The organism is Haloglomus litoreum, from assembly GCF_029338515.1.
In the GTDB taxonomy this organism is placed as follows: Archaea; Halobacteriota; Halobacteria; order Halobacteriales; family Haloarculaceae; genus Haloglomus; species Haloglomus litoreum.
The window spans coordinates 314,263-324,884 of sequence record NZ_CP119988.1 but is presented as its reverse complement, the minus strand read 5'-3'; the positions used below and the strand labels follow the sequence as shown (position 1 = coordinate 324,884).

General features: G+C 70.5%; 13 protein-coding genes. 6 read left to right on the top strand and 7 right to left on the bottom strand.

Annotation, left to right across the window (positions count from 1 at the left end; genetic code table 11):
* Nucleotides 1–76: 76 nt before the first annotated feature.
* Entirely contained in the window at nucleotides 77–1,324 is a 1,248-nt protein-coding gene (locus P2T62_RS01565; protein WP_276259735.1) for a glycosyltransferase family 87 protein, read from the bottom strand.
* Between the two features lie 113 nt (nucleotides 1,325–1,437).
* On the opposite strand from P2T62_RS01565, the gene P2T62_RS01560 reads away from it, so the two are divergent.
* Nucleotides 1,438–2,325, top strand: a complete 888-nt coding sequence (locus P2T62_RS01560; protein ID WP_276259734.1) for an alpha/beta fold hydrolase — start codon at nucleotides 1,438–1,440, stop codon at nucleotides 2,323–2,325.
* A 31-nt stretch (nucleotides 2,326–2,356) separates the two neighbouring features.
* On the opposite strand, the gene P2T62_RS01555 is transcribed toward P2T62_RS01560, so the two are convergent.
* Nucleotides 2,357–2,995, bottom strand: a complete 639-nt coding sequence (locus tag P2T62_RS01555; protein WP_276259733.1) for a MaoC family dehydratase — start codon at nucleotides 2,993–2,995, stop codon at nucleotides 2,357–2,359.
* 136 nt (nucleotides 2,996–3,131) lie between these two features.
* Here P2T62_RS01555 and P2T62_RS01550 point away from each other — a divergent pair, with 136 nt between their 5' ends.
* The 5 genes from P2T62_RS01550 to P2T62_RS01530 all read left to right on the top strand — a co-directional run bounded on the left by P2T62_RS01550 (nucleotide 3,132) and on the right by P2T62_RS01530 (nucleotide 7,308).
* A complete protein-coding gene (locus P2T62_RS01550; protein WP_276259732.1) occupies nucleotides 3,132–3,470 on the top strand; it encodes an AbrB/MazE/SpoVT family DNA-binding domain-containing protein in 339 nt (112 codons plus the stop codon).
* A 153-nt stretch (nucleotides 3,471–3,623) separates the two neighbouring features.
* Nucleotides 3,624–4,175, top strand: coding sequence for a poly(R)-hydroxyalkanoic acid synthase subunit PhaE (locus tag P2T62_RS01545; RefSeq protein WP_276259731.1), 552 nt, complete (start codon nucleotides 3,624–3,626; stop codon nucleotides 4,173–4,175).
* 1 nt (nucleotide 4,176) lies between these two features.
* Nucleotides 4,177–5,664, top strand: coding sequence for a class III poly(R)-hydroxyalkanoic acid synthase subunit PhaC (gene phaC, locus P2T62_RS01540; protein WP_276259730.1), 1,488 nt, complete (start codon nucleotides 4,177–4,179; stop codon nucleotides 5,662–5,664).
* A 102-nt stretch (nucleotides 5,665–5,766) separates the two neighbouring features.
* Entirely contained in the window at nucleotides 5,767–6,510 is a 744-nt protein-coding gene (locus tag P2T62_RS01535) for a beta-ketoacyl-ACP reductase (RefSeq protein WP_276259729.1), read from the top strand.
* Between the two features lie 99 nt (nucleotides 6,511–6,609).
* Nucleotides 6,610–7,308 (top strand): DUF502 domain-containing protein, encoded by a 699-nt coding sequence (locus P2T62_RS01530; RefSeq protein WP_276259728.1) that lies wholly within the window; start codon nucleotides 6,610–6,612, stop codon nucleotides 7,306–7,308.
* A 13-nt stretch (nucleotides 7,309–7,321) separates the two neighbouring features.
* Here the strand turns inward: P2T62_RS01530 and P2T62_RS01525 are convergent, their stop codons facing one another.
* The 5 genes from P2T62_RS01525 to P2T62_RS01505 all read right to left on the bottom strand — a co-directional run bounded on the left by P2T62_RS01525 (nucleotide 7,322) and on the right by P2T62_RS01505 (nucleotide 10,616).
* Nucleotides 7,322–7,729: a gamma-glutamylcyclotransferase family protein gene (locus P2T62_RS01525; RefSeq protein ID WP_276259727.1), complete on the bottom strand. Its 408-nt coding sequence runs from the start codon at nucleotides 7,727–7,729 to the stop codon at nucleotides 7,322–7,324.
* 54 nt (nucleotides 7,730–7,783) lie between these two features.
* A complete protein-coding gene (locus P2T62_RS01520) occupies nucleotides 7,784–8,476 on the bottom strand; it encodes a hypothetical protein (RefSeq protein ID WP_276259726.1) in 693 nt (230 codons plus the stop codon).
* A gap of 117 nt (nucleotides 8,477–8,593) precedes the next feature.
* The gene (citZ, locus tag P2T62_RS01515) at nucleotides 8,594–9,754 is read right to left on the bottom strand and encodes a citrate synthase (protein ID WP_276259725.1); all 1,161 of its coding nucleotides are present in this window, start codon (nucleotides 9,752–9,754) and stop codon (nucleotides 8,594–8,596) included.
* A gap of 290 nt (nucleotides 9,755–10,044) precedes the next feature.
* Entirely contained in the window at nucleotides 10,045–10,335 is a 291-nt protein-coding gene (locus P2T62_RS01510; RefSeq protein WP_420028472.1) for a DUF8036 family membrane protein, read from the bottom strand.
* A gap of 8 nt (nucleotides 10,336–10,343) precedes the next feature.
* Entirely contained in the window at nucleotides 10,344–10,616 is a 273-nt protein-coding gene (locus P2T62_RS01505; RefSeq protein WP_276259723.1) for a winged helix-turn-helix domain-containing protein, read from the bottom strand.
* Between the last annotated feature and the right edge of the window lie 6 nt (nucleotides 10,617–10,622).

Sequence of the window (10,622 nt, the reverse complement as noted above, 5' to 3'; positions counted from 1 at the left end):
TCCGACAGCCAGTCGACAGCCCATGTCGAACGCGCCGGATGCAGAGCACACGTTCCACGAACTGCCGGGTCCCGTCTCACGCACCGGAGTCCGGCACCTGCAGCCGACCACGCCACACGCGGACGACGCACAGTCCGAACACTGCGAGCAGTCCGGCGGTCCCGGGCTGGAGGACCACGAAGGGCCGAACGAGGGCCCACGGCATGCCCGGGATGTACGTCGGACCGTAGTGGCGGAGCACCCGGACGGCGTACACGCTCGTCTGGACACCGAGCGCGCCGACGAGGACCACGGCCGGATACCCGTGCCGCCGGGACTCGGTGAGACCCGCGACCAGCAGTCCCGGCACGGCGACCAGCAGCGTGAGCGTATCCGCACTCGGGGCCGCCAGCGGGACCGTCACACAGCCCATCGCGAACGCCGTCGCCCGTTCGTCCGCCGTCGCGGCGAGCGCGGTCGAGAGGGCGGTCAGGAGAATCCCGACCCGGAGCAGAGTGCGCCAGGGCGGGAACCGCTCGAACCACGCGAACGGGCGGTAGTGCCGGGGGAGCGCCGCCGGCGGCCGGGGCGCCCCCCACGCGTTCCCGGCCGTCAGGACGTCCACGTACTCCCGGGTGGTCGCCGGTCCGAACAGCGCGAGGCCCGCAACAGCGAGCGCGAGGCCGGCGAGGGCCGCACCCGCGAGCCGTCGCCGGTCGCCGAGCAGGTGCGCCCCGGCGGGCGCGACGTAGGATTTCGGGACGGCTGCGACCGCCGCGAGGGCGCCACCGAGGAACGGCCGGTCGTCGGCGTCGGGACCGAGCGTGACGGCCGCACTCAGACACAGCAGTCCCGCGACGAATCCCGTGATGTTGCCGGTCCGCAGCGTGAAGACGACCGGCTGGACGCCGGCCAGCAGCCAGCCGGCGGCGAGCGCCTCCCCACGGGTGGGGCGGACCCCCCAGGCGCGCAGGAGCACGAGCACCGAGCACCAGAGGAAGCCGAACTGGAGGGCGAGGAACGCGACCCGGGCCGGGAGCGGTGACAGGAGGGTCAGCAGCACGAACGGGGCAGCGACGACCGGGGGGTAGAGGAACCGGACGGCACGGGGCTCCGGGACCGCGTCGACCGGGCCGGTGCCGTACAGCGGGAGTCCGTCACGCACGCGCAGGCCCGCGAGGTAGTAGGCCTTGAAGTCGACGCCCCCGAAGCCGAAGACGCCGAGCGCCCCGCCGACGCCGAACCAGAGCGGCCACACCGCGAGCAGCGCGAGCGACGTGACCGCGAGCCGGAACGTCCAGGGGTCGTCTTCCCGGAGGTGCCGGAGCCATCCGAGAAGCTGCATATACGACCGCGTGCGGTCGTGCCGAGGAGAAGTTTGGGGCGCATCGGCACGGGGCGCGAACCAGTCGGGCCCATCCGAAACCGGGTTATCGCTCCGGCCCCGAGGCGGGTGCAGTGAGCGAGCCGACGAGCGAGACACCGGCAGGCGAGGTCCGCCACACGACGCTCGAGACGGGCGACGGCCGCAACAACCCACGCGAGACCGGGGTCCGTTACCGGGTCGCCGGCGCCGAGGATGCCCCGCCGGTCGTCCTGCTGCACGGCATCGGGCTGGACGCGGCCGACGTCTCCTTCCGGTACCTCCTGCCGGCACTCGCCGACGAGCACCGCGTCTACGCGCCGGACCTCCCGGGCCACGGCGGGAGCGAGAAGCCGCGGGTCTCGTACACGACGGCGTTCTTCCGGCGTGCGCTGCGGGCGTTCCTCGCGGACCGTGGCCTCGACGACCCGGCGCTCGTGGGGGTCTCGATGGGCGGCGCGGTCGCGCTGGGACACGCGCTCGCCCACGACGTCGGGCGGCTCGTCCTCGTCAACAGCTACGGGCTGGGCGCCGACGCGCCGTGGCGACCGGTGGCCGCGACGATGCTCCGGACGCCGTTCGCCCACCGCGGCTGGTGGGCGACCGTCGGGAGCAGCCGGACGGCCGTCCGCGAGCACCTGCGGACGATGACCGGCGGTGCGCCGCCGGAGGACCTCGTGGCCGACGTGTACGAGACGGTCGGGTCGGCGGCCGTCGGGCGAACGGTGGCGTCGTGGCAGCGCGACGAGTTCCGGGGCGACGGGCTCCGGACGGACTACTCGGACCGGCTGGGGCAGCTCGACGCCGAGACGCTGTTCGTCCACGGGAAACGGGACCCGCTGCTGCCCTCGTCGTGGTCGGTCGAGGCAGCCGAGCGGACGGGCGCGTCGCTGGAGGTGTTCGGCGACTGCGGCCACTGGACGCCGCGGGAGGCGCCCGAACGGTTCGTCGGGAGCGTCCGGCGGTTCCTGGCCGGGACGTGAGAAGCGACGGCGCGTGGCTCCGGGCGCCGGGTCAGTCGTGGTCCGGGACGTCCTCGATGAGGACGACGGCCTCGCCGTCGATGACGGTCCGCCCCTCGGACTCGACGGTGGTGCGGAGGCGGAAGCGGTCCTTGCCCAGGTCCTCGACGACCTCGACGTCGGCGGTGACCTCGTCGCCGATGCGGACGGGGGCACGGAACTCCAGGTCCTGCGAGAGGTAGATGACCCCGCCCGGCAGCCGCGCCAGGGCGGCGCTGATGGTGCCCGCGACCAGCGTCCCGTGGGCGATGCGGCCATCGAACCGCGTCTCCTCGGCCCACTCCTCGTCGAGGTGGAGCGGGTTGGTGTCGCCGGAGGCGGCGGCGAACCGCTCGACATCGGCCTCGGAGAGGCGCTTCGTGAAGCGCACCCGGTCGCCGACCGCCAGGGTGCGGCTGGTGCCCGCCGTCTCGATCTCCGTCTCCCACTCGGGGAGGTCGTGGGCGGCGCTGATGCGCTCCTCCGCCCGGAGCCCGCGGTCGGCCTCCCGGTCGGAGTCGGAACTGGAATCGGCCGAGACGGTGAACGCCGTGGCCGCCGCGCGGTTCGCTTCGATCATTCCCTCGACCATCGCCGCGGAGGTTCGCGACCAGTAGTCGAAGACCGACGGGTACCCGGAGCCAGAACTCATTCGTTGAACGTCTAGGCGCCCGAATTCATAAAACGCTACTGATTCCTGCACGAGTTCGGTAATCGAGGGTAACAGCTGCCATTGAGTGGCAAATCGCACAACGTTTAACTATCCACCGTCGCTAGCGCAGTCAACCATGGCAGACGACGAGAACGACGGGCTGTTCACGCCGACCGTGCTGAAGAACCTCCAGGAGGCCGCGGAAGGGGCCACCCGGCAGCAGCAGCGCATGCTCCAGCAGGTGCTGACCGGCGGCGGGATGGCGGGTGCCGCGAGCGCCGGCGATGGCGGCGCCGGCGGGCTCGCCCCCCAGCTCAGCTCGATGACGCAGATGGCGACGTTCAAGACCCGCGTCCAGTCCGGCGGCCGCATCTCCATCCCGGACGCGGAGCGCGAGGCGCTCGACATCGAGGAGGGCGACATCGTCCAGACGGTCGTCATCCCGGTCAAGCGCAAGCGCGACGAGGACGACTGACGCCGCTGCCGCCCCGACCTTCTCCAGCGCCGCCCCCCGGATAGCGCCGCTCGTCGGGAGGGCGTGGCATCAGGTGCCAGCGAACGCCACACGACGGCACACACCACACCCACACTTATTGCGCTTGACCTTCAATAACCGGTCAGGATTACCATGAGCGATTCGTACGACTTCGGACAGCAGTGGTCGGAGATGGCCGAGCAGATGAGCGAGGCGATGAACGAGTCGATGGAGCAGAGCATGGAGGCCCAGTCGGCCTTCGTGGAGTCGTGGTCGGAGGCGATGGAGGCCTCGATGCTCGACGAGGCGGACCTCGCCGAGGGATTCGAGGGGTACTCGCGCGCGTACGAGGTGTGGATGGACGCCGCCGAGCAGCTGCTCGAGCGGACCGAGGACGCCGCCGAGGGCGAGGAGGTGTCGTTCTCGGAGCTGCGTGATATCTGGCTCCAGAGCGCCAACGAGGCGTTCAAGGAGGTCATGGGCACCAGCGCGTTCGCCGCCGCCAACGGGCAGCTCGTCGAGTCGATGATGGAGATGCAGGAGGAGGCCAACGAGGTCAGCGAGGACACCCTCACGCAGCTCGGGATGCCGACCATGTCCCAGATGGACGAGGTCGGGGAGCGACTGGTCGAGCTGGAGCGCCGCCAGCACGCCGTCGAGAAGAAGCTCGACCGCGTGCTCGACGCGCTCGAGGGAGGGGAGTGAGATGGCCAGCGAGGACCGGTCCGGCCCCGCCAACCCGTTCGAGCTCGCGCTGAACACGCAGCGCGAGGCGCTGGAGACGATGCAGGACGCCTTCGACTCGAACCGGGCGCTCCCGGACCAGCTCGACCGGGTCGGCAACGTGGAGGTCGGCGCCACGCCCAGCGAGGTCGTCTACACGGAGAACAAGCTGGAGCTGCTCCACTACGAGTCCCAGACCGACGAGCAGCACGGCGTCCCCATCATCATCGTCTACGCGCTCATCAACAAGCCGTTCATCCTCGACCTGCAGCCCGACCGGTCGGTCGTCCGGCGGCTGCTGGAGGCGGGCCACGACGTCTACCTCATCGACTGGAACGAGCCCTCCCGGCTCGACCGCCACCTCACCATCCACGACTACGTCGAGCGCTACATCGACAACTGCGTCGACGTGGTCCGCGAGCGCTCCGGCCAGGACAGCATCAACGTCCTCGGCTACTGCATGGGCGGCACCTTCACCGCGATGTACGCCGCGCTCCACCCGGAGAAGGTCCGCACCCTCGGGCTGATGGCCGCGGGCCTGTGCTTCGACGACACGGGCGGCGTCCTCGAGCTGTGGGGCGACGACCAGTACTACGACCCCCGGGACGTCCCCGAGGTGTTCGGCAACATGCCGGCGGAGATGCTGGACGTGGGCTTCGCGCTGATGGACCCCGTCGCCAACTACGTCTCGAAGTACGTCCGGTTCTACGACAACGTCGAGAACGACGACTTCGTGGAGAACTTCGCGCGGATGGAGCGCTGGCTCGACGAGGGCATCGACGTGGCCGGCGACACCTACGTCCAGTTCCTGGAGGATATCTACCAGGGCAACAAGCTGTACCACAACGAGCTGTACCTCGACGGCAAGCACGTCGACCTGCGGAACGTCGACATGCCCGTCCTCCAGATCACCGGCGAGTACGACCACCTCATCCCCTCCGAGGCGTCGAAGCCGTTCAACGAGGTCATCGGGAGCACGGACACGGAGGTCATCGAGTACCCGACCGGCCACATCGGACTCGCGGTCTCGGGCTCCTCGCACCGGGACGTGTGGCCCCGCGTCGCGGAGTGGTACCTCGAGAAGTCCGCGACCGACCCCGAGCACCTCGCGGCGGTCGAGGACGCGGTCGAGGCGGCGGGCGACATCGACATCGACGTGGACCACGAGGCCGCGCTCGAGGAGGGCGCCACGACCGAGGCTGCCGTCGCCGAGGAGGCCGAGGCCATCGAGGACGCCGTCGAGTCCGAGGCCGCCGCCGAGGTCCACGCCGAGGACGTCGACCCGGCCGGCACGGAGGGGAGCGACATCGAGGAGGTGAGCGGCATCGGGCCGACCTACGCCGAGCGGCTCCGCGAGGGCGGCATCGTCACCATCGCGGAGCTGGCCGACGCCGACGCGGGGACGGTCGCCGAGCTGGCGGGCGTCGGGGAGAGCCGGGCCGCGGACTGGATCGAACAGGCGGGGAACTGAGACTCGGCGGCCGGACCCGCGTCACGAGCGGGACCGGGGAACGGGTTCTCGTTCGCTGGGACCGACGACACGTATTTGTCGTGCGGCGTCGCATCCAGCAGTATGCTAGAAGGGCAGACCTGTCTGGTGACCGGCGCCTCGCGAGGCATCGGTCGCGGGGTCGCGGAGGAACTCGGCGCGTACGGTGCTGACGTGGTAGTGAACTACCGGACCTCGGAGGACCGGGCCCACGAGGTGTGCGACCACATCGAGGACGACTGCGACGGCCGGGCGACACCCGCCCAGGCCGACGTCGCCGACTTCGACGAGGTGCAGTCGATGGTCGAGGGGGTCCGGGAGGAGTTCGGCGGCATCGACGTCCTGGTCAACAACGCCGGCATCACCGTCGACAAGAAGTTCGAGAACATGACCCGCGAGGACTGGGACCGGGTCATGTCGGTGAACCTGGGCGGCGTGTTCAACTGCACGAAGGCCTGCTTCGAGGACCTCTGTGAGGCCGACGACGGCCGCCTCATCAACATCTCCAGCGTGGTCGGCCAGCAGGGCAACTACGGCCAGGCCAACTACGCGACGACGAAGTCCGGGCTGTTCGGCTTCACCCGGACCATCGCCCTGGAGATGGCCAGCAGCGGGTCGACCGCCAACTGCGTCGCGCCGGGCTTCGTCGCGACGGACATGCTGGAGACGGTCCCCGAGCGCGTCCAGGAGAAGATCCTCGACCGCATCCCGCTGAACCGCTTCGCCACCGTCGACGACGTGGCGGGCATCGTCCGCTTCGTCGCCAGCGAGGACGCCGGCTACATGACCGGGCAGATCCTCGCCGTCAACGGCGGCATGGAGTGGTAGGCCCGACCGAGCGCCACGCGCCCGGCCGGGCCGGTCGGGAGCGGCGCTTCCCACAAGGGACACGCTGATTACGGGCGACACACTCCCGAGGAGTAGGGAATGTCGTCCTGGAAACGAGACACGGCCCGGGGGCTCATCGTCATCCTCCCCATCCTGGTCACCGCGTACATCATCGCGTGGCTGTACAGCCAGCTCGCGAAGGTGCCCTCCCCGCTGCCCCAGCAGGTGTACGGCAGCGAGTTCCTCGCGGAGCTACTGGGTGTACTCGTCCTCATCATCGTGTTCGCCCTGCTGGTGCTGTCGGCGGGCTACCTGATGCGGACCGCGCTGGGGGACCTCGTGGAGGAGGCGATCGACGACGTGGCGAACCAGTTGCCGGGGTTGCGGGTGGTGTACAACGCGTCGAAGATGGCGGTCGAGACGGCGGTGTCGGGGACGGAGGAACTGCAGGCGCCGGTGAAACTGGAGACCTGGAACGGGCTCCGCATGACCGCGTTCAAGACCGGCAAGACGACCGAGGACGGCCGCGACGTGCTCTTCCTGCCGACCGCACCGAACATCACCACGGGTTTCGTCATCGAGGTCGACCCCGAGGACTACACGGAGACGAACGAGCGGGTCGAGGACGCGCTGACGCGCATCCTCAGCGCCGGCTTCGGCGAGACCCGCGACCAGCCACTCCCCGTCGACGTGAGCGGGAGTGCCGACGGCGACGGGGTGCGAGCCAGCGAGGACGGGACGATGGCCGACGGCGACACCACACAGGCCGACGGCGGCGGGCCGAGGGACACGAACTGAGCGCGGGCGCGGCTCAGTCGACCTGGCGGACGACCACCGCCGCACGCTCGATGGACGCACGCACGCGGGCCGCCAGCGTGCCCTCGCCCGGCCACGAACCGGGGGCGTCGAGGCGCTCGGGGTCGCCGACGTACGTCTCGACGGTCCCCGCGGGCACGTCGCCCGGTCCCTCGAACGGTACCGAGACCCGGACGTAGAGCCCGCGGTCGACGCCCTCGTAGGCGTCGAGCCGGTGGAGTGCGGGGCGCTGGACCTCGAGGAGCCGCCCCTCGCACGTGCCGCCCGGGACGAGCGTCGGGTAGTCGCCGTCGACGCGGTGCCACCCCTCGAGGGCCGCGGCGGCGGCGTACGCCGGGGGCCCGTCGAGCACCTCGCGAGCGCGAGCGGGGTCGGTCAGCGTCCCGTAGACGAACACGAGCACGGGTGGCCCGAGGGCTCGGAGGCGCCTGTGGCTGTCGGTGGGACGTCGGGGACGTCAGACCAGCGCGAGCAGCGCACTCGCGACGCCGGCGACGATGGCCAGGCGGAGCGTGGTTCCGACGAAGGCGGCGGCCGCGAACGACGACTCCCGGACGTCGACGACACTGAAGGCGTAGAGGATGGCGGTGTCCGGCGCGAACGGGACCGAGAGCGCGCCCGCGAGACCGACGTAGCCGTAGCGGTCGGCGACCCCCGCGAGCCGTCCGGCGACGGCTCCCCCGACGCCACCCCGGGTGGGCTTCAACTCGCGGAGGCGCGCGACGGGGCCGGAGGCCGTGGCTCCACGGGCGACCGCGAGCGTTGCGACCGCGCCGAGCGCCTTCGCGGTGCTCGCGACGGCGACGACCGCCGCGAGCTCCCCCGCCGGCGACCAGCCCAGTTCCAGCGGCACGGCGAGCACCAGCTCCCCCGGCAGGGGGAGGACCACCGCACAGAGGAACGAGTAGACGAAGATCAGGAGGAGCCCCTCGGGGCCGGTCGTGCCCCGGAGGAGCCGCTCCGCGGCGGATTCGAGCGTGGAGACGGTCGCCGTCACGTCACCGAGCAGCCGGGCGACGGACCCACCCGGGCCGGCACCCGGGAGCGACCCGACGGGTGGGAGCGGGGCGGAGAGGAGCGGGACGAGCAGCGAGGGGCGAAGCGACTGGAGAAGACCCGTGGAGGGCGTCGGAGCCGGGACCAGTGGCACGGTAGGACTGGACTCGGTCGTCGTATTGCTAAAGGTTCTGGCCGAGCGCCGTGACGCGGCCGGGGCTCGTGGAAGGTGGACGGAGGACTCGAGGAACCGCGCGGGACCGCCCGGACGCTATCGCTCGTCGAGCGGCGTGAAGTCGCTGTTCTCGGGGCCGACGTAGCGACCGCGCGGGCGGATGAGGCGGTTGTCCTCCTGGTACTCGAGGACGTGGCCGATCCAGCCGCCGGCGCGCGACAGCGCGAAGATGGGCGTGAACATATCGACCGGGATGCCGAGCTGGTGGTAGACGGTGCCGGAGAAGAAGTCGACGTTGGGCGCGATACCGCGCTCGTCGAGGCCCTTCTCCTCGGTGAAGAACGTCTCGATGGCCTTCGCGTAGTCGTAGTAGGTGGTGTCGCCGGAGGCCTCGCTCAGCTCCTTCGCACGCTTCTCGAGAATCTTCGCGCGGGGGTCCTTGACCTTGTAGACGCGGTGGCCGTAGCCGGGGACCCGCCAGCCGTCCTCCTGCTCCTGCTTGGTCGTGACGTAGTCGACGGGGTCGGCGCCCTGCTCCTCGATCTCGAAGAACAGCTCCATCACGTCCTGGTTGGCGCCGCCGTGGAGCGGCCCCGACAGCGCGCCGACGCCCGCCGTGACAGAGGAGTACATATCGGCGAACGTGCTGGCGACGACCATCGAGGTGAACGTCGAGGCGTTCAGCCCGTGGTCGGCGTGGAGCACCAGCGCCTGGTCCATCGCCTCGGCCGACGCGTCGTCGGGCACCTCGCCGGTCAGCATGTAGAGGAAGTTCGCGGCCAGCGAGAGGTCCGAGCGAGGCTCGATGGGGTCCTCACCGCGGCGGAGTCGGTCGTAAGCGGCCAGCAGCGTCGGGATCTTCGCGACGATGCGCCGGCCCTTCTCGAGGGACGCCTCGAGGTCACGCGGGTCGGCGTCGTCCGGGTCGGCCGCCGACAGCATCGAGACGCCCGAGCGCAGCGCGGCCATCGGCTGCTCGTCGGCCTCGGCCAGCCCCGCGAGCGCGTCCAGTACGGTGTCGTCGACGGCGGCCTCCTCGGTGATGGCGTCGGTGAACGCGTCCAGTTCCTCGCTGTCCGGCAGGTGGCCGTGCCAGAGCAGGTGGAGGACCTCCTCGTAGCTGGCGTCCTGGGCCAGGTCCTCGATAGCGTACCCCCGATAGACGAGCTTGCCGACGCTCCCGTCGATGTAGCTGAGCGCCGACTCGGCGACCAGCACTCCCTCTAGTCCCTTGTGCAGTTCCTCGCTCTCGCTCATACGCTGCCGGTTCCCTTGCGCCCGGCAAAAGGGTTGCCGTTGCCGCATGAGCGATGCACAGACGGGCATGGCGGCGCCACGACGGCTGGAGACGCTCGCGCCACGCAAGCCGACCGGCAACCGGTACGGCCACCAGGTGACGGTCCGGGCCGGCCACCGACGGAGCGGCGACGCACGTCCACTCGGAGCGCGCTCCGGGATCGGAAGTCGAAGCTCCCCGAACTACCACGGACGTACTGCCCAAGAACGCCGGAGATGGCCACAAGTCCACAGATTATCAACGTGTCCGGTCACTGCATCGTCACGTAGGTCAGGAAGGCGAGCGCCACCGACTGCAGCGCGCGCATCGCCAGCACGGCCGTCTCGGCGGTCGTCGACATGGCGAACAGCGACTGCATGGAGAAGAAGAAGTAGACGGCGACGAGGTTCTCGACGAGCAGGACGGCCGCGAACGCCACGAGGCCGAGCGTCATCGGGGTCCGGAAGGTGCGGTAGTTGCGGAGCCAGACGACGAGCAGGCCGGCGAGCGCGAGGCTGTTCAGGACCGAGAGGGCGGTCGCCAGCGCGAGGGTGGTGTTCATGGCCATGGTCACAGGTGCTTGGTGATCTCCTCGAAGGTCTCGCGGTTGCGTTCGAACCGGTCGGTGAGGAAGTAGAGTTTCCCGTACTCCCCGCCGCCGGTCTCGACGACGTCGTGCTCGGCGAGCTTGTCCAGGTGGTGCCGGACGGTGTTGTAGTCCACCTCGAGTTCGTCGGCCAGCTGGTTGGCGTTCCGGGGCCGCTCGTCCAGCAGGCGGACGATGCGGGCCCGGTTCTGGCCACCCCGCGTGCCGGCGATCAGGTACCAGAGCGCCTTCTCCATCGAGGG